We start from the raw sequence: 22,411 nt of genomic DNA on the forward strand, positions 1-22,411 counted from the left end.
ATCATGACCAACTACGTCTCTTCCGCCCCCGTCGTCACCGGCATGCGCGTCGTCCCCGTCGCCGGCCAGGACAGCATGCTGCTGAACCTCTCCGGTGCCCACGGCCCCTGGTTCACCCGGAACATCGTGATCCTGACCGACAGCGCCGGCAACACGGGCCTCGGCGAAGTGCCGGGCGGCGAAAAGATCCGCCAGACCCTGGAGGATGCCCGTGCACTGGTTGTCGGCAAGACGCTCGGCGAATACAACAACGTGCTGAACACGATGCGCCAGACCTTCGCCGACCGCGATGCGGGCGGCCGCGGCCTGCAGACCTTCGACCTGCGCACGACGATCCACGCCGTGACCGCCGTCGAATCGGCGCTGCTGGACCTGCTGGGCCAGTTCATGAACGTGCCGGTCGCCGCGCTGCTGGGCGAAGGCGTGCAGCGCGATGCCGTCGAGATGCTGGGCTACCTGTTCTATGTGGGCAACCGCAACAAGACGAACCTGGACTACCGCGCCGAACCGGATGCGAGCGACGCCTGGTTCCGGTTGCGTAACGAGGAAGCGCTGACGCCGGAGGCCGTGGTGCGCCTGGCCGAGGCGACGCGCGAGCGCTACGGCTTCAACGACTTCAAGCTGAAGGGCGGCGTGCTGTCGGCGGACGCCGAGATGGAAGCCATCGTCGCGCTGCACGAGCGCTTCCCCGAGGCGCGCGTGACGCTCGATCCGAACGGCGCCTGGTCGCTGCAGGAAGCGGTGCGCGTATGCCGCGACAAGCACGGCATCCTCGCGTACGCGGAAGACCCATGCGGCGCCGAGAACGGCTTCTCCGGCCGCGAAGTGATGGCCGAATTCCGCCGCGCGACGGGCCTGCCGACGGCCACCAACATGATCGCCACCGATTTCCGCCAGATGGCCCATTCGATCCAGCTGCAATCGGTGGATATCCCGCTGGCCGACCCGCACTTCTGGACGATGCAGGGCTCCGTGCGCGTGGCGCAGCTGTGCCAGATGTTCGGCCTGACGTGGGGTTCGCATTCGAACAACCACTTCGACATCTCGCTGGCGATGTTCACGCACGTGGGCGCGGCCGCGCCGGGCAAGGTGACGGCGATCGACACGCACTGGATCTGGCAGGACGGCCAGCGCCTCACCAGGGATCCGTTGAAGATCGAGGGCGGCTTCATCAGGATCCCGCAGCGGCCGGGTCTCGGCATCGAGCTGGATGAAGCGGAACTGGAAAAGGCACACCAGGCCTACAAGAACATGGGCCTGGGCGCGCGCGACGACGCGGTGGCGATGCAGTTCCTTGTGCCGGGCTGGAAGTTCGATAACAAGAAGCCCTGCCTGGTGCGCTGAGCGCTCCCGCGGCCGGTGTCACGCCGGCCGTTCTGTTCCCACTACCGCCGGCAGGTACACGTCGCAAAACTCGGCAGGCATCCGCCGCGGCTTGCCGCTGTCGATCTCGATGCAGACGAGCTGCCAGCGGCCCCGCATCACGGTGGCCCCGTCGCCGGCGCGGACCAGCTGGAAGCGCCGCTCCATCGTCAGCCGGCCATCGGTGGCCGTCAGCCACGTACCCAACAACAGCTCGTCGCCCAGGCCCGTCGGCAGCAGGTAGTCGTACGCCGCGCCCTGGATCGCCATCGCCCGGTTCAGCCGGCGGTAGGCCGCCAAGTCGAGGCCGAGCGCTTCCGAATGCGCCCAGCCGGCCTGTTCGCACCAGCGCACGTAGACGGCGTTGTTGGTGTGATCGAGGCCGTCGATGTCCGCAAGCTGCGGCGTGACGGGGTGGATGTGCGGGGTGGGGAAGTCCCAGTTCAACGGCGGCTCCGGGCAAAGGTGCGATTGTAGCGTGGCGGTGCGGCTCGGTGAGCCTATGCGGTCTGCAGTGCCATGGTAAACTTTGGTCGGTCGGCGCGGCCTTTTTGCCGCGTCATCGCTGGAGGCACAGTTACGATGCCCACTTGCTGGATCGTCGCAGGACCAAATGGAGGTGGAAAGACTACTTTCGCACTGGCGTACCTGCCTGATGTGGCAAATTGCTATCGCTTTGTCAACGCGGATATGATTGCTGCCGGGTTGTCGCCTTTAGCGCCTGAGCAGGAGCTAGCGGCGGCGAGCCGGATTTTTCTTGCTGAGATCGATTCGTGCATCAGGCAACAAAGGGATTTTGCTTTCGAAACAACGCTGGCCGGCCGAGGTTACATAAAGCTCGTGCGGGATCTGCGAGCGTCGGGCTGGAGAGTGGAGCTGATTTACCTCGCTCTCCCAAGTAAGGAGATGTCGCATCTCCGCGTAGCCGAGCGTGTTGCGCACGGCGGCCATAGCATTCCGGCAGCGGATATCGATCGGCGGTTTGCCCGCAGCCTGCGTAACTTGCTGGACCACTTCAGTTCCGCAGTTGACGCATGCAGGTGCTTCATGAATAGTGGCCCCGTACCGCAGCTGATCTTTGAGCAGCAAGGCGAACGGCGCGCAGTAATGCATGAGGAGTATTATCAGATGTTACTCAAGGGATCAAGGGCATGAAGAACACATCGGGCAACCCTTCTCCACAAGCGGCGGCGATGCTCAAAGCTTTGCAGGATGCCGTTACGCAGGCGCTGGAGCGCAAGCGTAAGCTGGGCCAATATGCGGTTGTGTGGCAGGATGGCCGCCCCGTCATGATGGGGGACGACGCCCCGGTCAAACGCGACCGCGGCCTTTGAGCCGCGGTACGTTGCTCGTTACGGCTCGGCGTATCAGCGACCCTGCGCCGCAGTACTCTCCAGCACTACCTTCGCCGCCTGCATCCCGTCAGCCGTCGCCGTCAGCACCAGCTTCCCGCCAGCCCCCGCGCGGGTGCGCACGATTGCCAGCACCTTGCCGTTGAACGCGTTCTTCTCCTTCGACTGGAACGACTCGAAGCTGTTTGGATCGCCGTTGTCCGTGACGACGATCTCGCCCGGGCCGGTGAGACTGAAGCGGATGCGGTTGTGCGTGCGCGGCACGGGCACGCCGTCCTTGTCGGCGATTGTCACGCTGACGAAGGCCAGGTCGGCGCCGTCGGCCTGCAGCTTGTCGCGGTCCGCCGACAGGGCCAGTTTCGCCGGCGCGCCCGCCGTGCGTACCGTGTCCTCGGCCCATGGCTTGCCGTTCCTGTAGGTGACGGCCTTCAGTGTGCCGGGCTGGTACTTGACGTCGTCCCAGCGCAGCCGGTAGTCGCGTGGGCCGCGCTTCTTGCGGCCCAGCGACTGGCCGTTCAGGAACAGCTCGGCCTCATCGCCGGACGTGTACAGGTGCACCGGCGTCACCTGGCCCACGCGCTCCGGCCAGTTCCAGTGCGGCAGCAGGTGCGCCATCGGCAGCTCGGGGCGCCAGCGCGCCTGGTACAGCCAGAAGCGGTCCTTCTTGAAGCCGGCCAGGTCGACGATGCCGAAGTACGAGCTGCGCGACGGGATCGCGATCTTCTTCAGGTCCGCCAGGTCCTTCTCCATTTTCGCCCGCTGCACGGGGTCCGTGAAGTTCAGCACATTGGTCGTGTCGGCGTTGTATGGCGTCGGCTCGCCCAGGTAGTCGAAGCCCGTCCAGACGAATTCGCCGGCCACGAACGGGTTGTCGTCCTGGCCCTTGAATTCCACGTCCGGCGCCGTCGCCCATGGCGGTGCGGACAGGTCGTAGCTGCTGACGTGGAAGTTCGCCAGGCCCTTCGACTTCTCGTCGCTGACGGGGAAGAAGTATTCGCCGCGCGAGCTCACCGTCGATGCCGTCTCGCTGCCGTACATGGGGATGTGCGGCGCGGATGCGTGGAACTTGCCGTATTCGTGCGGCTTGTAGTTGTAGCCGAACAGGTCGATCGCGTTCTGGAAGCCGTTGTAGCCGGAGCTCACGTGGTTGTACGCGGCCGTCGTCGGGCGGGTGCGGTCCTCGCCGCGCACGATCTCGGCCAGGTGCGCCGCCACCTTCCAGCCTTCCGGCTTGCCCTGTTCGACAATCTCGTTGCCGATGCTCCAGGCGATCACGCTGGGGTGGTTGCGGTCGCGCCGCACCATCGTGCGCAAGTCCTTCTCATGCCAGGCGGGGAAGGCGCGGTGGTAGTCGTTCGGCGTCTTCTGTTCGCCCCACATGTCGAACGCCTCGTCGACGATCAGGATGCCCATCCGGTCCGCCAGGTCCAGCAGTTCGGGCGCCGGCGGGTTGTGGCTCGTGCGGATCGCGTTGACGCCCATCTCGCGCAGGATCTCCAGCTGCCGTTCCAGCGCGCGGACGTTGATCGCCGTGCCCAGCGCGCCCAGGTCGTGGTGCTGGCACACGCCCTGGATCGGCACGCGCTTGCCGTTCAACAGGAAGCCGCGCTGCGCGTCGAACGCGATCGTGCGGATGCCGAACGGCGTTTCATACTGGTCCACGGCGCGGCCCTTGCTCGTGACGGTCGTGACGGCCACGTAGCGCTGCGGCGCCTCGGTGCTCCACAGCCGCGGGTTCGGCACGGCGAGCGCCTGCGTGAGCTGCACCTGTTTGCCGGCGGCGACCTTGGCGGCTGCCGTCGCGTCCTGGCGCGCCACCGCGGCCCCGGTCCGGCGGCCAGCCTTGTCCAGCGCATAGATCTCGGTGGCCACCTGCACGTCCGTGTCGGCGCCGTCGTTGTCGACGGTGACCTGCACGTTCACCAGCGCGCTGTCGCTCGCCACCTGCGGTGTCGTCACGTACGTGCCGTTGTGCGCCACGTGCACGGGCGCCGTCTTCACCAGCCACACATTGCGGTAGATGCCGCCGCCCGGATACCAGCGCGACGAATCAGGCGGATTGTCGAGGCGGATGGCCACCACGTTCTCGCCCCCGGCCTTCACATGGGGCGTCAGGTCGACGCGCCACGATGCGTAACCGTACGGCCAGCCGCCGACCTCGCGGCCGTTGACGAACACGGTGGCATTCGACATCGCGCCGTCGATGTCCAGGTAGATGCGGCGGCCCGCATCGTCCGCCGGCAGCGTGAAGTGCTTGCGATACCAGCCCACGCCCCACCACGGCAGCTTGCCCGTCTCTCCCGCGTATTCCTGCTTGAACGGACCTTCGATACCCCAGTCGTGGGGCAGGTCCAGCTTGCGCCAGGCGGCGTCGTTGAAGGCGCCGTCGTCGGCCTTGCCGGCCGCGGGCTCGCCCTTGTGGAAGCGCCAGTCGGCGTTGAACGACAGGCGTTCGCGGGGGCCGTCGGCGGCAGCGGCTGAAAATGCGGCCGGCAGCGCGGCGAGGCAGAACGCGGCAAGGGCAGCGAGGCGTGGCAGCGGTTGCATGAAGTCTCCGTATGATTGTGATAGCGAAACTATAGACGTTGTGGAAACGTCATTGCTATTCCATTTCTGCGTTGCGCTATCACGAAGCGGCATAGCGCCGGCATTACGGTGGCCGGTCCGCCTTTTCTTGTGGCCTGACCAATTGTTGCATTCTTGCGTCACTGGTCTGCCAGGTTTCCTACTGGCCGGACCAGACTTTGTCCTACAGACGAGTTTAGGCAGCTGAAGATCGGCGCAGATGGAAGCAAATGTCAGCAATTGTGGGCCGCGTTTAATAATTTTTATCGACTTCCGGTTTTCCGTTAAGTTTTCGTTATTTGCTCGAACATACACGCTCACGCATCATTGCGCCGTCAGTAGCAGTACGCCGCCAAGACGGCGGCGCCCGGTATCGCAAGTGGCAAGGTGGTATCGCAATACAACGCAAAAGAACGGAGACCCTGATGGATGAGAGAAAGACCCTGACGCTGACCGCATTGGCCTCGGCCCTCGCTTTGATCGGCAATGTGCAAGCCCAGGAAGCGGCCGAGCCGCAGACCGTGGTGGTGACGGGCCTGCGCGCGTCGCTGGAGAGCGCGCTGAATGCGAAGCGCACCGAGAACAGCATCGTCGACGTCGTCAAGGCCGAGGACATCGGCAAATTCCCCGATACGAACCTGGCCGAGTCGCTGCAGCGCGTGCCCGGCGTGGCCATCGACCGCGATGCCGGCGAAGGCCGCAGCATCACCGTGCGCGGCCTGGGCCAGGACTTCACGCGGGTGCGCATCAACGGCATCGAGGCGCTGGCGACGACGGGCGGCAGCGACAACAGCGGCGGCAACAACCGCGGCCGCGGCTTCGACTTCAACGTGTTCGCCTCCGAGCTGTTCTCGTCCCTCACCGTGCGCAAGAGCTCCGCGGCCGAAGTGGAGGAGGGCTCGCTGGGTGCCACCGTCGACCTGCAGACGATGCGCCCGTTCGACCTCGCCAAGCGCGGCTTCAACGCCACCGCGATGATCAAGGGCCGCTACAACGACCTGTCCAAGAAGACGGACCCGCGCGGCGCGTTCATGATCTCGGACACGTTCAACAACAACACGATGGGCTACCTGGTCTCCGTTGCCTACGGGCGCCGCAAGCTGTACGAGGACGGCTTCTCGACGGGCCGCTGGGACAACGGCCCGTCGGTCGGCGGCTGGTGCGCGCCGATGGGCGTGGGCACGTCGACGTCGCCGAACTGCAGCACGAGTGCGCCGGGCTTCCCGGCCGCCACGCGCCTGCCCGGTACGCCGGAGAACATCGCCGCCTACAACGCGGCCAGCAACGTGGCCAACTACCATCCCCGCCTGCCGCGCTACGGCCGCATGGTGCATGAGCAGGACCGCCTCGGCATCACCGCGTCGTTCGAATGGAAGCCGCAGCGCGGCACGCGCATCTCGTTCGACATGCTGTATGCCGACCTGGATGCGACCCGCGAGGAAAACTACCTGGAAGCGTTCTCGTTCTCGCGCAACCTGAGCTCCGGCGGCAAGCCGCAGACCTCCGTCGTGAACGCGCAGTACGACGCGCTGGGCCGGCTGCAGTACGGCGTGTACAACGGTGTCGATATCCGCTCCGAATCGCGCTACGACGAGATGCAGACGAAGTTCACGCAGCCTACGCTGACGATCTCGCACCAGATCACGCCGGACTGGCGCATCAATGCGGCGATCGGCCGTGCCAAGTCCACGTTCGACAACCCGATCCAGACCACCGTCACGCTCGACGCGCCGAACGTGAACGGCTACACGATCGACTTCCGCCAGAACGACCGCCTGCCGGTGATCACGTATCCGTTCGACGTGACGAAGGCCGGGGTGCTGAACATCTACGGCGTGCCGGCCGGCGCGACGGCGGCGGCGAACTCGCTGCCGAGCGAGATCCGCGTGCGCCCGCAGGGCACGACGAACATCAACGACGTGGCCAGTGCCGACCTGTCGTGGCGCGCTTCCGACACGTGGACGTTCAAGACGGGCCTGAACCTGAAGCGCTACAAGTTCAACACGTGGGAATTCCGCCGCGCGAACACGGCCGAAACGGTCTACGGCCTGCCGGCCGGCACGGATGTGTCGGGCCTGACGAAGCTGCTGTCCGGCTTCGGCACGGGGCAGGATATGCCGGCCGGGAATGCGACGGCGTGGGTGGTGCCGGACGTGCGCGCGATCACGGCGCTGTATGACGCCTACTGCAACTGCCTGAAGACGGGCGCCGCGAACGGCCCCGGCGACTACACGCTGACGTCGCTGACCAACTCCAGCGCGCGCGGCAACAACCGGGCGATCGAAGAGAAGGACAAGGGCTTCTACCTGCAGGGCGACTTCGACATGGAGGCATTCGGCGTGCCGCTGCGCGGCAACGTCGGCGGCCGCTACGTGAAGACGGAGCTGGAGGCGCTGGGCTACCTGGCGTCGGGCGGCGGCACCCCGGTCACGGCGGAGAACGACTACCACGACTTCCTGCCGGCGTTGAACGTGACGGCCAACGTGACGAACGACTTCCTGATCCGCTTCGCCGCGGCGAAGGTGATGTCGCGCCCGCAGCTGGGCAACCTGAGCCCGGGCGGCAGCCTGTCCACCGTCGGCGCGCTGGGCGTCTCCACCGGCAATCCGCTGCTGGCGCCGTTCCGTGCGAAGACGTTCGACGCGTCGTTCGAATACTACTTCCCGAACAAGGCGTTCTTCGGCGTGGGCCTGTTCCAGAAGAACATCTCGAACTACGTGCAGGCCGTGCGCCAGGCTATGCCGTACAACCAGACGGGCCTGCCGCTGTCGCTGCTGCCGGCGAACTTCACGGGCACCGAGATGTTCGACGTGACGAGCTTCATGAACACCCCCGGCGGCAAGCTGCGCGGCGTGGAATTGAACTACCAGCAACCGTTCACGTTCCTGCCGGCGTGGGGGCGCAACTTCGGCCTGATCGCCAACTACACGCGGGTGTCGTCGAAGATCGACTACATCATCTCGGCCAACGTCGCCAACAGCGGCACGGTGCGCGACGACCTGGTGAACCTGTCGCCCCGTTCGTGGAACACGACGCTGTACTATGACGACGGCAAGTTCAGCGCGCGCCTGACGGGTGCGTATCGCTCCGGCTACCTGCAGGTGGTGCCGGCGCAGAACAACAATGACGTGCAGGGCAAGAACGAGACGACCAACGTGGACCTGTCGCTGTCCTACAAGATCAACGACAAGCTGGAAGTCACGTTCGAAGGCGTCAACCTGACCAACGAGGCCAGCGACCAGTTCGTGGGCCGCGCCCGCAACAGCGTCATGACGCACAATGTGACGGGCCGCGAGTACCTGCTCGGCATGCGCTACAAGTTCTGAGCATGACGTCGCGACGCGATGCGTTGAAGTCGGCGCTGCTGCTGGGCGCCGCCCCCGCCGGGGTGGTGGCGGCGCCAGCTGCCGTTCCTGCCGCGCCTCCCGCGTGGGGGCGCGGGCACGAAGGGCAGCGCAAGGCCGATCGGGGCGACGGCACGTACCTGAACCCGATCGTGCCGGGCGACCGGCCCGACCCGTCGATCCTGAAGGACGGCGCGGACTACTACATGACGTTCTCCACGTTCGATGCGTACCCGGGCCTGACGATCTGGCACTCGCAGGACCTGGTCAACTGGCGGCCGCTGGTGGCCGCGCTGCGCCGGAACATCGGCTCGGTGTGGGCGCCGGAACTGTGCAAGCACAAAGGCCGCTACTACCTGTACATCCCGACCAAGCAGACGGCCGTTCCCGGCTCAAAGACGACGTCGTGGGTGATCTGGGCGGACGACATCCGCGGGCCGTGGTCGGAGCCGATCGACCTCGATCTGCCGCGCCACATCGATCCCGGCCACGCGGTGGGCGAGGATGGGTCGCGCTGGCTGTTCCTGTCCGGCGTCGACCGGGTGCGCCTGGCCGACGACGGCCTGTCGACGATCGGCAAGCCGGAGCGGGTGTACGAGCCGTGGCGCTATCCGGACGACTGGGAGGTGGAAGCCTTTTCGCCGGAAGGGCCGAAGGTGTTGCGGCACAACGGTTACTACTACCTGATCCTGGCGGTGGGCGGCACCTCCGGCCCGCCGACGGGCCATATGGTGATCGCGGCCCGGTCGAAGTCGATCCACGGGCCGTGGGAACACCACCCGCGCAACCCGCTGGTGCGCACGCAGAGCGAGGCCGAGAAATGGTGGTCGCGCGGGCACGCGACCTTGGTGCAGGGCCCTGCGGGCGACTGGTGGGGCGTCTACCACGGCTACGAGAACGGCTTCTTTACCTTGGGCCGGCAGGCCTTGCTGGCACCCGTCACGTGGTCGAACGACGGCTGGCCGGAGTTTGGCGGCGGCGACCTGTCGCAACCGATTCGCAAGCCGGCCGGCGGCAAGCCGGGTTCGCACGGCATGCCGCTGTCGGACGATTTTGGCAGCGACAAATACGGCATCCAGTGGAACTTCTTCCGGCCGGCGCCGGACGAGGCGAGCCGGCTGGCGCGCAGCGATGGCGTGCTGCACCTGCGCTCGCGCGGCGACGCGCCATCGAATTCGTCGCCGCTCGTGTTCGTCGCGCCGGACCACGATTACGAGTTCGAATGCGAGATCGACGTGGACCCCGGCACACGCGCCGGCCTCCTGCTGTTCTACGACCACCAGCTGTACTGCGGCCTGGGGTTCGATGCGAAGCAGCTGGTGCTGCACCGCTACGGCACCGAGCATGGCCGGCCGGACCATGCGTTCGGCAAGCGCATGTTCATCCGCATCCGAAACCGCAAGCACATCGTCAGCATCCACCTGTCCGGCGACGGCAAGACATGGCAGCGCGGCCCGCGCGGCTACGAGGTCTCCGGCTATCACCACAACGTGCGCGGCGGGTTCATGTCGCTGAAGCCCGCGCTGTATGCGGCGGGGCAGGGCGAGGCGCGGTTCCGTAATTTCCGGTATCGGGCGTACGCCTGACTATTGTCGAGCTCGACGGTGATGTCCCCTGGTGCCTGGCACGAGGGGACACGGGCTCGACGGTGATGTCCCTTGGTGCCTGGCACCAGGGGACACAAGCTCAACCATTCGGACGTTCCCCGGCGCTTAGCAGTCCGAGCACTGGTCGGGCGGGCGCAAGCTCAGCAGCAAGCTCGGCATCTAACGCAACTCACTTGCAATAAAGGGTGGCTCAGCCCTACAATGACCGTCCGCATACAGCCGCCGCGCGGCGAAAGGTCATCATGCAGCACACCGTCGACGCCGTCCTGCCCGGACTCACGCTGGCCCTCGTCATGGGGCTGCGCCATGGCCTCGCGCCGGATCACCTGGCCGTCGTCGATGCGCTGACGGCGCGCGCCGCCGCGCAGCGTCCGCGCCATGCGCCGTGGATGGGCGCCATGTTCGCGTGCGGCCATGCGCTTGTCGTGCTGGCGATCGTGGCGGCGGCGTCGCTGACTTCCAGCTGGGTCGCGCCGTACCAGGCGCTGGTGCGCTGGATCGATTACGCGCCGCCCGTGTTCCTGCTGGTGCTGGCCGCGTTGAACGCGCGCCAGCTGCTGCGGCCCGTGGAGCAGGGCGCGGGCCGTCCTGCGCTCGAACGCTGGCTGCCGCGGATGGCCACGCTGCGCGCCGCGGCGATGACCGGCGCCCTGTTCGCGATCGGCTTCGAAAGCGCCTTGCAGGCCATCGCCTGGGGCTATGCGGCCGGGGCGGCCGGCTCGCCGGGCGCGGCACTGCTCGTCGCGGCGGTGTTCACGGCCGGCATGGCGATCACGGACGGCATCGACGGGATGATCGCGTCGCGCATGCTGGCGACCGGATCGCCGGAGCGCATGCGCCGCTTCCGCCGCCGGCTGGGCTTGCCCATCGTCGCGCTGTGCGTCGCCAGCGCCGCCGTCATGCTGGTCGAACTGTGGTGCCCCGCGTGCGGCCTGGACGAAGGCACGCACCAGGCGTTCGGTGGCGCGATCGTCGCCGCAACGCTGGTCGCTTACGGCTGCGCGCTGCGTGCCGCGGTGCGCGAGCGGCGCACGGTCGCGGGCTGACGGCTCGGCAGGGCCGCCCGTTTACGCATCGCTTCCGCGCCGCTGTGGTACTGTTCCGCGCTGGACAACGGAGGCGGGCATGGACAGGCAACAAGGGCGGCGGTATCGGGCTGCGCGGGTGATCGGGGCGGCCGTGCTGGCGCTGGCGCTGCTGCCGGGCGCCGCGTCGGCCGGGCCGGGCGCGAAGGTATCGTCGTCGGTCGAGCTGGCGCGGCACGCGGCGCGGCTGAAGGCGGGGCAGTGGGTGTGGGCGCCGCGCATCGCGCCGCAGGGGCCGGTGCTGGTGTACGTCGACCTGTCGCAGCAGCTGGCCACCGTCTACCGCAACGGCGTGCGCATCGGCGTGTCGACGATCTCCACGGGCAAGCCGGGCCACGATACGCCCGTCGGCGTGTTCACGATCCTTGAAAAGAACGTCACGCACAATTCGAACCTGTACGACAACGCGCCGATGCCTTATCACCAGCGCTTGACGTGGGACGGCGTGGCGCTGCACGCGGGCTCGTTGCCCGGGAAGCCCGACAGTCATGGCTGCGTGCGACTTCCGTACGGTTTCGCGAAGGAGCTGTTCGGCACGACAAAGCGCGGCACGACGGTCATCGTGGCCGGCAACGCGCGCCACCCTGTCACGCAGGACGATGGCGAAGTGCTGGCGCCGACCGCGTCAGGCGGCGTTGTCGAAGGCGACTACTGGGCGCCGGAGAAGTCGCCGTCCGGCCCCGTCACGATCGTCATGTCGCGCAGCGACCAGGCCGTGGCCGTGCTGCGTAACGGCGTCGAGATCGGCCGCTCGCATGCCGTGATCCCGACCAACAGCGACGCTACCCACGTGCTGACGTTGGCCGCCAAGGCCGGCGGCGCGCCCACCTGGATCTATGTGGGCGTGTCCGGCCACGATGACGAAGACGGGCGCCCGCTCGACGAGGCGGTGCGCAACCGCGTGCAGATCCCGCCGGCGTTCTACGCGCAGGTGGCGCCGATCCTGATGCCCGGCGTGACGTTGCTGGTTACGCAGTCGCCGCTGGCGCCCGGTGGCCTCGGTGACGCGCAGCCGGTGCTGGACGGGGCCCGCTAGGGCCGCATCGTCTGCTATATTCAAGCCTCCCATTCGAACAGGAGGGTCCCTTGAATAAAGTCTTTTCCCGCGCCGCCGTCGCACTGGCGTGCGGTGCCGCGCTTGCAGCCCAGGCCCAGCAGGCCCCGATGAAGAACGACGTGAAGAGCCGCGTCGATGCGATGTATCCGTGGCTCGATACGGTGTACAAGGACTTGCACGCGCATCCGGAGATCGCGTTCCAGGAAGTGCGCACGGCCGGCAAGCTGGCCGCCGAGATGCGCAAGCTGGGCTTCGACGTGACGGAGAAGGTCGGCAAGACGGGCATCGTGGCCGTGCTGCGCAATGGCGCCGGCCCGACGGTGCTCGTGCGCACGGAGCTGGACGGCCTGCCGATGGAAGAGAAGACCGGCTTGCCGTATGCGAGCCGCGCCCGCACGCAGAGCGACGGCCGCGAAAGCTACGTCACGCACAGCTGCGGGCACGACGTGCACATGGCCGCCTGGCTGGGCGCCGCCCGCACGCTGGTCGAGCTGAAATCGAAGTGGCAGGGCACGCTGGTGTTCATCGGCCAGCCCGCCGAAGAAACGGTGTCCGGCGCGAAGGCGATGCTGGACGACGGCCTGTTCAAGCGCTTCCCGAAACCGGACTACGCGTTCGCGCTGCATTCGTGGCCGCTGGCGTACGGCACCGTGGGCTACAACGGCGGCCCCGTGTCCTCGAACTCCGATGCGATCGAGATCGTCTTCAAGGGCCGCGGCGGGCATGGTTCGGCGCCGGACAAGGCGCTGGACCCGATCGCGATCGCGGCGCGCTTCGTCGTCGACGTGCAGACGGTCGTCAGCCGCGAGAAGGACCCGAAGGAATTCGGCGTCGTGACGATCGGCGCGATCCAGGGCGGCACGGTCGGCAACATCATTCCCGATACCGTGCAGGTGCGCGGCACGATCCGCTCGTACAGCCCTGAAGTACGGGCGAAGCTGCTGGACGGCGTACGGCGCGTGGCCAATGGCGCGGCCGCGATGGCGGGCGCACCGGCGCCGGACGTGCAGCTGATTGCCGGCGGTGCGGCGATCGTCAACAGCGAGGAACTCGTCAAGCGCACCGAAGCCGTGTTCCAGGACGCGTTCGGCGCCACCAACGCGCAGCGGATGCCGCCGATGACGGCCAGCGAGGACTTCTCGCAATTCGTCGACCAGGGCATCCCGTCGATGTTCTTCTTCACCGGCGTGTACGATCCGAAGGACGTGGCCGAGGCGCAGCGCCCCGGCGGCAAGCCGGTCGCGTTCAATCACTCGCCGTTCTATGCGCCGGTGCCGGAACCGTCGATCAAGACGGCCGCGCAGGCGATGAGCTACGCGGTGCTGAACGTGTTGAAGCGCTGAGTGATGAAACGCTGAGTCTGTGAAGTGCTGAGTCGATGAAGTGCTGATTCAGGCCGTCCGCGGCCGGGCCGGGCGCAGCACGAGGACAGAGCTGAAATGCCAGCCCGGCCCGGTGCCGTCCCCGCAATCCTCGTGTTCCGGCGGCAGCGGCATGCCTTCGAACAGTTCCTCCATCATCGCGCGGTCCTCGTCTTTCGCATCGTCGCCCATCAGGTCGCACCAGCCGCGCAGCACGCCGGCCGCCATCGCCCAGCGCGGCTCGGCCGTCTCCGGCCCGGCCTGGCGCGCATCGGTGGCGATCGCCGTCAGTGTGCGCAGCGTGCTGGCGGTGATCGTGTCGTAGTCCCATGTGCGGGTCGTCATCGTGTTCTCCTTGTTCCGTGCGCGGCTCCCATATCGATCAATCGGTTGAGCGAAGTGGCCGGGTGCCGCGCGGTTGTCCATTCTCCATGCTAAGTTAGGCCGCCCACGCCAGCGCGGGGCCGAACCCAGAGGAGATACATGCCGCAGCATACGCTTATCCGCGCCTTCGCCGGCGCGCTGCTCGTCCATGCCGCCGCCACGGCGGCGCCGCGGTGGCCCGACGACACGTGGTTGTTCACGTCCTTCCGCGGCAAGGGCGACGGCCTGCACCTGGCCGCCAGCACCGACGGCAACGCGTGGCGGGACCTGGGCAAGGTGTTCCTGAAGCCGTCCGTCGGCAGCGGCCTGCTGCGCGACCCGCACATCCTGCGGGGGCCGGACGGCGTGTTCCGCATGGTGTGGACCACCGGCTGGAAGGACAAGGGCATCGGCTACGCGGCATCGACGGACCTCGTGACGTGGTCGCCGCAGCGCTACCTGCCCATCTTCGACAACGTGCCCGGCGCCGGCAACGCGTGGGCGCCGGAGACGTTCCACGACGACGAAAACGGCCAGTACGTGATCACCGTCTCGGCCGATATCGAAGGGCGCTTCCCGGAGACGAAGTCCACCGGCAGGATGAACAACCGCACGTACTATGTGACGACAAAGGACTTCGTCACGTTCAGCGAACCGCGCCTGCTGTTCGACCCCGGCTTCGATCACATCGACACGACGCTGGTGCGCGACGGTGGCCGCTACATCGCCGTGTTCAAGGAAGGCGACCGCCAGCAGGAAGGCAAGTGGGGCGCGCTGCGCTGGGCCGTGGCCGACCACGTGCTGGGACCGTACCGCCTGATGCCGCAGCCGCTCGTCGCCGGGCAGCGGGCGGAAGGTCCCACGGTGCTGGTTCGGGATGGCGTGGCGACCTTGTACGCCGACTATTATGCCGGTGGCCGCTACGGCGCCTGGCGTACGACGGACTGGCACACGTGGACGGACGTGTCGGCGCAAGTGACGACGGCGCCGGGCCAGCGCCACGGCAGCGTACTGCGTCTGCCCGCGTGGCTGGCCGCGGACCTTGCCACGGCGGTGCCCGGGCCGCCAACGGAGCCTGTGCCGGCACCGCCGCCTATCCTGGGCGGCTACACGGCCGACCCGGCGATCCGCGTGTTCGGCGACACGTATTACATCTACCCGACGTCGGACAAGCCGCACTGGCAGACGACAGATTTTTCCGTGTGGTCGTCGAGGAACCTGGTCGACTGGAAGAAGGAACGCATGGTGCTCGACGTGGCGCACGACCTGAAGTGGGCGCACGTGCAGGCCTGGGCACCGGACGTCATCGAGCGCAACGGCCGCTACTACATGTACTTCTGCGCCGAGGGCAATATCGGCGTCGCCACGGCGCCTTCGCCGCTCGGGTCCTTCGTCGACGCACTCGGCAAGCCGCTCGTCGCCAAGGGCACGGGCATCGACACCAACACGATCGATCCGTACCCGTTCATCGACGACGATGGCCAGGCCTATCTGTACTACGGTAACGGCAACGTCGCCAACGTCTACAAGCTGAAGGCCGACATGATCACGCTGGACGGTCCGCCGCGCACGATCGCCCTGAAGGAGCACCGCGAAGGCATCGTCGTGTTCAAGCGCGCCGGCCGGTATTACTTCATGTGGTCGATCGACGATGCACGCAGCCCGGATTACCGGGTCGGCTGGGGTGTCGGCGACTCGCCGCTGGGGCCCGTGACGTCGCCGGACAAGGATTTCATCGTGCTGCAACGGCATGGCCCGGCCGTGGCGACGGCGCACCACAGCGTCGTCAACGTGCCCGGCACGGACCGCTGGTACGCAGCCTACCACCGCCATGCGCTGCCGGTGGGGAATGGCTACCAGCGCGAGACGGTGCTGGCGCGGATGACGTTCGATGCGGCTGGCGCCATCATCCCGATGGACCCGCTGGCCGCGCCGTTCCAGCCCGGCGACCGCGGCGAGCCGGTCACGAATACGCGCACCACAGCCGCGCCGATCGCACGGCGCTTCGCGGCCGACCCGTCGCCGCATTACTTCGCCGGCCAGTTCTACCTGTACGCGACGGACGACGCGTCGAACTCCGGCAAATACTGGGACTCGGTGGCGTGGCGCCTGTACACGTCAAGCGACATGAAGATGTGGACGGACGCCGGCGTGCCGCTGGACGTGACGGTGTTCAAGTGGGCACGTGCCGATGCGAAAGCGTGGGCGCCGGAAGCGGCCTACCGCAACGGCAAGTACTATTTCTATGCGCCTGTCGGTGGCGACCGGATCGGCGTGGCGGTGGCCGACCACCCGGCCGGGCCGTTCCGCGATGCGCGCGGCGACGCGCTGGTGGACAAGGCGCGCGACGTGAACGCCGGCGATGAACCGATCGACCCGGCCGTCTTCGTCGACAAGGATGGCCAGGCCTATCTCTACTTCGGCACGCGCGTGCCGAAGGTGGTCAAGCTGAAGGCGGACATGATCACGCTGGATGGGCCGATCCGCAATGTCGCGATCGACGGCTTGCCGGCCGCCGACCCGAAGAAGAAGTACGGCGAGGCGCCGTTCCTGCATCAGAAAGGTGGTATCTATTACTTCACGTTCTCCACCGGCTGGCCGGGCCAGATCGTGTACGCCACGGGCAGCTCGCCGCTCGGGCCGTTCACGTATCGCGGCGTGGTGGTGGACTACCTGAAGATTTCGACGAACCACCAGGCCATCCTCGAGCATGAGGGCAAGACCTGGCTGTTCTACCATGACGACTTGCTGCCGGGCGGCGGCAGCCACCGGCGCGCCATCGCGATCGCGCCGCTCGACTACGAGGCCGACGGCCGCATCCGGCAGGTCGCGCTGCCACGAAAGGACTGACATGAACAACACCCGCCGACGCCTGCTGGCCGCATCGCTCGTCTCGGCCGCAGCCGCCCAGCTGCCGTTGTCGACGCGCGCCGCCACATCAGGCAGCACCGCTGCCCTGGCACTGCGCCCGCCGATGGGCTGGAACAGCTGGAACTCGTTCGGCGCCACGATCAACGAAGCGCAGGCACTGGAGAATGCACGCATCCTGGCACGGCAGCTGCTGCCGTTCGGCTACGACGTGTTCACGGTGGACATCCAGTGGTACGAGCCGGGCGCCAACGGCTATGAGTACCGCAAGGATGCGCAGCTGGCGATGGACGCCTACGGCCGCCTGGTGCCGGCACCGAACCGTTTTCCGTCCGCCGCCAACGGCGCCGGCTTTCGCGCGCTGGCCGATGCGGTGCACCGGCTGGGCCTGAAGTTCGGCATCCACGTGATGCGCGGTATCCCGCGCCAGGCCGTGCGTTTGAACACGCCGGTGCTGGGCACGAACGTGCGGGCACGCGACATCGCCGACACGAACTCGGTCTGCACGTGGAACGGCGACATGTACGGCATCGACATGACGAAGCCCGGTGCGCAGGCCTATTACGATTCGATCTTCGCGATGTACGCCGCGTGGGGCGTGGACTTCGTCAAGATGGACGACATGTCGCGGCCCTACGCGAACAACTGGCGCGAGGTGGAAGGGGCGCATAACGCGATCCGCGCCAGTGGCCGGGCCATCACGCTCAGCCTGTCGCCGGGCGAGATGGACCTGCAATGGGCCAACCACGTGCCGCACTACGCGCAGATGTGGCGCATCTCGGACGACTTCTGGGACGAGTGGAAACAGCTGTATGCGCAGTTCGACCGGCTGGAGCACTGGAACCCGTACATGGGCGCGAACGCGTGGCCCGATGCGGACATGCTGCCGCTGGGCCGCCTGGCGCTGGGCGCGCGCGAGTCGCGCTTCACGCCGGACGAGCGGCGCACGTTGATGACGTTGTGGTCGATCGCCCGCTCGCCGCTGATCATGGGCGGCGACCTGCGCCACCTCGACCCCGCCACGCTGGCACTGCTGACGAATCGCGAAGTGCTGGCCGTGAACCAGGACAGCCGGGACAACCGCCCGCTGCGGGCGAACGACGGCACACACATCTGGACGGCGCTGCCGGGGCAGGGCGGCGGGCGCTACCTGGCACTGTTCAACACGAGCGACCAGCCCGTGCAGCTGGCGTTCGACCTGGCCCGGCTGGACCTGGGCAACCGCGCCGTCCAGGTGCGCGACCTGTGGGCGGGGCGCCAGCGCGGTGCCGTCACCGGCACGCTGCGCGAGACGCTGCCGCCGCACGGCGCGGCGCTGCTGCGTCTTACTGCATAGGCGGCGTCAGTACGGCCCGCGGATGAAGTCCCGCACCTGCGTGCGATAGACGTCCGCGAGGGCCGCGTGCAGCGCCGCCGGCAGCGGCGGCACGCCGGCGGCCGCGACGTTCGCCTGCACCTGGGCCGGCGAGCTGGCGCCCGGGATCACGACGGACACGGCGTCGTGGTCGAGGATCCAGCGCAGCGCCATCTGCGCCATCGAGAGGCCCGCCGGCACCAGCGCCGCGACGCTTTCCGTGGCGGCGATGCCCCGTTCCAGCTCCAGGCCGGCGAACGTTTCGCCGACGTTGAACGCCTGGCCGTCGCGGTTGAAGTGGCGGTGGTCGTCCGGCCGGAACGTCGTGGCGCGCGTGATCTTCCCGCCCAGCAGGCCGGACGCAAGCGGCAGCCGGACGATGATGCCGACCTGCTGCGCCGCGGCGCGCGGCAGCAGTTCCTCGGCCGGCTTCTGGCGGAAGAGATTGAAGATCACCTGCAGCGACGCGAGGCCCGGCTGCTGCAGGCAGATCAGACCTTCCTCGACGGATTCGACGCTGGCGCCCCAACGCTTGATCAATCCTTCCTGCTGCAGCTCGCGCAGCCAGTCGAACACGTGGCCGCCGCGCAGCACGTCGGTCGGTACGCAGTGCAGCTGCGTCAGGTCCAGTGCCTGCACGCCCAGGCGGTCGATCGAGCGCAACGTTGCCTCGCGCACCGCTGCACGGGTGTAGCCGTCCGGGTAGATGCCGGCGCGGCCCAGCTTCGTGGCCACGACCAGCGCCGGGTCCTGGTGCCTGGCGAGGAACTGGCCGATCGAGCGTTCGCTGGCGCCGTCGCCATACACGTCGGCCGTGTCGATGAAACGCACGCCCGCCGCATAGGCGGTGGCCAGGGTTTGCTGGGCAATGTCGTTGTCCCAGTCGTCGCGCCAGCCGCCGCCCAGCTGCCAGCAACCGAGACCGATTTCCGGGACGGTCATGCCATCGCTGCCGAATTGTCGTAACCGCATGTGACTCCTTGTTGGTGCAAATGAAAATGAACACGGCGGCCGCGCAAATCGCGCGGCCGCCGCCAGGTTACCCGATCGCGTCAGAACGAGTAGTTCGCCTGCAAGGTATAGCGCGGCCCCGTGACGAACCAGGCATGGCCGAACGTGCCGGCGTGCTGCTGCATCGTCTGTTTCGACTTCGAGTCGGTGAGGTTCGTGCCTTCCAGGCCGATGCGCAGTTTCTCCGTCACGTTGTAGAAGATCGACGCATCGAGCTGCCCATACGCTTCCTGCCACAGCGGCAGGCCCCAGGCGATGTTGTTCTTGCCGTAGTCCGCGCTGGCCGGGTTGGTGTCCTTGCCGTTCGTGTCGCGCGTGCCCCACACGTTCACGCCGGACAGGTAGCGCGAGCGCCAGTTGTACGCGGCGCGGGCCGAGATCGGGCCGCGTTCGTACATCAGCGCGAAGTTGATCGTGCGCCTGGACAGGCCCTGCAGCGGCATGTTGCCGAACGTGCGGCCATCCGTGTCGCAGCCGTTGATGTACAGGTTCAGGTTCGACGCGCTGTCGCCGCCGGAGCAGTAGGCCGAATACACGCCATCGTTCAGCTTGCGCTTGCTGTCCACGTACGTGAAGCTGGCCTGCACACCCAGGCCCTTCAGGTAGCCGGGCAGCCAGTCGTAGTACTGCTGGTAGGCCAGCTCGAAGCCGCGCGCGTAACCGTGCGCGCCGTTGACGGGGCCCGTGACGACGAAGCGCTGCGTGTTGCCGGCCACGTCCCGCACCTCGTAGTTGTACATCTGGTTGACGATGACGTTCTTCAGGTCCTTGTTGAAGATCGCCGCCGTCAGCGAGCCCGCCTTCGCGAAGTACCATTCGGCCGTCAGGTCCACCGATTTCGCCGTCGTCGGCATCAGGTTCGGATTGCCTTCGCCGCTGCCCGTCAGCGACACGTTGGTGATCGTGACGACCTTCGTGTTCGCGTCGGTCAGGCTGGTGATGGTTTGCGACAGCGGCGTGTACGCCTTCATCTGCGAGAAGTCCGGCCGCGACATCGCCTTCGCGGCGGCGAAGCGGAACTGCAGCTGGTCGTTGTACTTCATCCGCAGGTTCAGGCTCGGCAGGACGTTGTTGTAATCGTTCTCGTAATTGCGCAACGTGGCGAACGGCGTGATGTTGACGATCTTGTCCAGGCCGGCAACGCTCGGCGCGTCGGGGAAGGTCGGCAGGTTCGGGTTGTACGTCGTGTAGCCGTAGGCCGTGGACTTGGTCTTCACATAGCGCACGCCGATGTTGCCGTCCACCGGGTACTTCAGCTGGTCCCAGCCGAAGCGCAGCTGCGTGTAGAACGCCCGCGTCTTTTCTTCCTGGTAGTTGGTGCCTTCCGGCTTTTCGTCGAACGTCGCCTGCGGCCACGTCGCGCAGGTAGTGCCTTTTTCGGCGCACAGGATGTCGTGATAGGTATGCAGCTTGGCGTAGCTGTCCGGGTAGCCGCGCGCCACGGCGTCGTCCGGGAAGATGATCGACGGGACCTGCACGTCGCCGCCGAAGAAGTTCGGCAGGCCGCGCAGCGTGGCGCCGCCGGCGAACTTCGGATCATTCAGCGTGGCGAGGCGGTCGACCTGCCAGCCCAGCATCCACGGCTGGCTGATCGCCTGCCAGTTGTAGCTGGGGTTCGTGTTCTGGTTGCGCGAGTCGCGGTTCTGCAGGCGCACGCCGAAGCGCACGTCGCGCAGCACCGGGTGGTCGAAGTCGTACTTCAGGTCCGTCTTCCATGCCTTGCTCTCGGCCTTCGAGCGGTCCTTGTGCTCCATCGTGTAGGCCCAGTAGTAACTGGCCGGGTCGGACAGGTACTTGATGTCGTCCGCGTCGAACGTGATGCGCGGCAGGTTGCCCGTCAGGTCCACCGTCTGCTTCTGCATCCGGATGCCGGTGGCGACGTCAGAATCGAGCGCCTCGGTGCTGGCGCGCACGACCTGGAAGTCCGTCTTCGCGCTCCATGCGGGGCTGATGCGCCATTGCAGGTTCAGCGCCAGGTCGCGCGTGGCGGAGCGGCGGTCGGACACGCGCCGGTCGGAGTTCAGGTTGATGCCGCCGTTCTTCGGGTTCGACAGCACGCCGGACAGGAAGGCGCCGTTGGCGTCGAACTTGCCGTTCGCCACCTCGATGTCGTAGGGCCGGTCACCCGTTTCCTGCGACAGCAGCGCCACTTCCGACCAGCTTTCCTTGTACTTCGACTGGAAGTACGTCAGCGCCGCCGTGAAGTCGCGGTTCGGCCGCCACTGGAACGCCGCGTACTGGCCCTTGCGGTCGCGTTCCCAGTTCATCGAGCGCCACTGCGCGCCGCGCGGCACCCACAGCGTCTTGCCCGGCTCGATGTTCGTGTGCGGGTAGTAGGCTTCGATGAACAGTTCGTCCGTGCGGGTATGGCTGACGGAAGACGCCAGGTCGATCAGCGCACCGAATTCGCCGAACGGCGTGTTCCACCGGTTCGACAGCAGCATCGAGCCGGATGGCTGGGCCTTGCCCTTGCGCAGATCGGAATAGGTGTACGAGCCGGTGACGGCGCCCTTCAAGCCCTTGAAGTCGAACGGCATCGCCGTGCGCAGGTTGACGAGGCCGGAGACGCCGCCTTCGATCTGCTCCGCGGACGGGTTCTTGTACACGTCCACGCCGGACATCAGTTCCGGCGGCACGTCCGTGAAGCTCAGCGAGCGGCCCCCGTTGGCGGAGAACGACTCGCGGCCATTGAGCTCCGAGCGGACGTAGGTCAGGCCGCGGATCGCGATGCCGGAGCCTTCGACGGCATAGTGCTGCGGGTCGTTGCTCATGCTGCGGTCCATCGTCACGCCGACGACGCGGCTCAGCACCTCGGTGATCGAGCGGTCCGGCAGCTTGCCGATGTCCTCGGCGACGATCGAATCGACGACTTCGTCCGCATCCTGCTTCAGCTTCTGGGCCGATTGCAGCGCGGCGCGCTGGCCGCTGACCACGATGACGGCGCTGTTTTTATCGTTCGATGCGTTCGTGTTAGCGCTAACTTCCTGGCCATAAGCCGCGTTGCACGACCAGAAGGCGAGCTGGGTCACGGCCATCGCGATGGCCGTCTTTTGGAACTGTCTCACTTTTGTCTCCTGAATTA

Annotated in this window: 15 protein-coding genes; 10 read left to right on the forward strand and 5 right to left on the reverse strand. The window is 67.0% G+C overall.

Annotation, left to right across the window (positions count from 1 at the left end; translation table 11 throughout):
- Positions 1–3: 3 nt before the first annotated feature.
- Positions 4–1,344 carry a glucarate dehydratase gene (gene gudD, locus IP92_RS08100; RefSeq protein ID WP_145873999.1) on the forward strand — a complete coding sequence of 447 codons (1,341 nt, stop codon included), beginning with the start codon at positions 4–6 and terminating at the stop codon, positions 1,342–1,344.
- Between the two features lie 18 nt (positions 1,345–1,362).
- Here the strand turns inward: gudD and IP92_RS08105 are convergent, their stop codons facing one another.
- Complete coding sequence (locus IP92_RS08105) at positions 1,363–1,809, reverse strand: acyl-CoA thioesterase (RefSeq protein WP_145874000.1); 447 nt, start codon at positions 1,807–1,809, stop codon at positions 1,363–1,365.
- Between the two features lie 135 nt (positions 1,810–1,944).
- On the opposite strand from IP92_RS08105, the gene IP92_RS08110 reads away from it, so the two are divergent.
- The gene (locus tag IP92_RS08110) at positions 1,945–2,517 is read left to right on the forward strand and encodes an ATPase (RefSeq protein ID WP_145874001.1); all 573 of its coding nucleotides are present in this window, start codon (positions 1,945–1,947) and stop codon (positions 2,515–2,517) included.
- Positions 2,514–2,696, forward strand: coding sequence for a hypothetical protein (locus IP92_RS08115; protein WP_145874002.1), 183 nt, complete (start codon positions 2,514–2,516; stop codon positions 2,694–2,696). The genes IP92_RS08110 and IP92_RS08115 overlap by 4 nt, the downstream gene beginning before the upstream one ends.
- Positions 2,697–2,729: 33 nt before the next feature.
- Here IP92_RS08115 and galB read toward each other — a convergent pair whose 3' ends face one another.
- Complete coding sequence (gene galB / locus IP92_RS08120; protein WP_145874003.1) at positions 2,730–5,261, reverse strand: beta-galactosidase GalB; 2,532 nt, start codon at positions 5,259–5,261, stop codon at positions 2,730–2,732.
- A gap of 443 nt (positions 5,262–5,704) precedes the next feature.
- Between galB and IP92_RS08125 the strand changes: the two genes are divergently transcribed.
- From IP92_RS08125 to IP92_RS08145, 5 genes are all read left to right on the forward strand, one after another.
- Positions 5,705–8,605 (forward strand): TonB-dependent receptor, encoded by a 2,901-nt coding sequence (locus tag IP92_RS08125; protein ID WP_145874004.1) that lies wholly within the window; start codon positions 5,705–5,707, stop codon positions 8,603–8,605.
- Positions 8,606–8,607: 2 nt separating this feature from the next.
- On the forward strand, positions 8,608–10,209 hold the full coding sequence (locus tag IP92_RS08130; RefSeq protein WP_145874005.1) for a family 43 glycosylhydrolase: 1,602 nt from the start codon (positions 8,608–8,610) through the stop codon (positions 10,207–10,209).
- Between the two features lie 263 nt (positions 10,210–10,472).
- Positions 10,473–11,276 (forward strand): HoxN/HupN/NixA family nickel/cobalt transporter, encoded by an 804-nt coding sequence (locus IP92_RS08135; protein WP_145874006.1) that lies wholly within the window; start codon positions 10,473–10,475, stop codon positions 11,274–11,276.
- Positions 11,277–11,355: 79 nt separating this feature from the next.
- Positions 11,356–12,351 carry a L,D-transpeptidase family protein gene (locus tag IP92_RS08140; RefSeq protein WP_145874007.1) on the forward strand — a complete coding sequence of 332 codons (996 nt, stop codon included), beginning with the start codon at positions 11,356–11,358 and terminating at the stop codon, positions 12,349–12,351.
- Between the two features lie 128 nt (positions 12,352–12,479).
- Positions 12,480–13,715 (forward strand): amidohydrolase, encoded by a 1,236-nt coding sequence (locus tag IP92_RS08145; RefSeq protein ID WP_145874095.1) that lies wholly within the window; start codon positions 12,480–12,482, stop codon positions 13,713–13,715.
- 48 nt (positions 13,716–13,763) lie between these two features.
- Here IP92_RS08145 and IP92_RS08150 read toward each other — a convergent pair whose 3' ends face one another.
- Positions 13,764–14,078, reverse strand: coding sequence for a hypothetical protein (locus IP92_RS08150; RefSeq protein ID WP_145874008.1), 315 nt, complete (start codon positions 14,076–14,078; stop codon positions 13,764–13,766).
- 138 nt (positions 14,079–14,216) lie between these two features.
- Here IP92_RS08150 and IP92_RS08155 point away from each other — a divergent pair, with 138 nt between their 5' ends.
- Both IP92_RS08155 and IP92_RS08160 read left to right on the forward strand, forming a co-directional pair.
- Positions 14,217–16,946 (forward strand): family 43 glycosylhydrolase, encoded by a 2,730-nt coding sequence (locus tag IP92_RS08155; protein WP_199271882.1) that lies wholly within the window; start codon positions 14,217–14,219, stop codon positions 16,944–16,946.
- A 1-nt stretch (position 16,947) separates the two neighbouring features.
- Complete coding sequence (locus IP92_RS08160) at positions 16,948–18,300, forward strand: glycoside hydrolase family 27 protein (protein WP_145874009.1); 1,353 nt, start codon at positions 16,948–16,950, stop codon at positions 18,298–18,300.
- A 6-nt stretch (positions 18,301–18,306) separates the two neighbouring features.
- On the opposite strand, the gene IP92_RS08165 is transcribed toward IP92_RS08160, so the two are convergent.
- Positions 18,307–19,290 carry an aldo/keto reductase gene (locus tag IP92_RS08165; RefSeq protein WP_145874010.1) on the reverse strand — a complete coding sequence of 328 codons (984 nt, stop codon included), beginning with the start codon at positions 19,288–19,290 and terminating at the stop codon, positions 18,307–18,309.
- A gap of 80 nt (positions 19,291–19,370) precedes the next feature.
- A complete protein-coding gene (locus tag IP92_RS08170; protein WP_145874011.1) occupies positions 19,371–22,394 on the reverse strand; it encodes a TonB-dependent receptor in 3,024 nt (1,007 codons plus the stop codon).
- Positions 22,395–22,411: the final 17 nt, after the last annotated feature.

The sequence above is a fragment of the Pseudoduganella flava genome (genome assembly GCF_007830495.1).
In the GTDB taxonomy this organism is placed as follows: domain Bacteria; phylum Pseudomonadota; class Gammaproteobacteria; order Burkholderiales; family Burkholderiaceae_D; genus Rugamonas; species Rugamonas flava.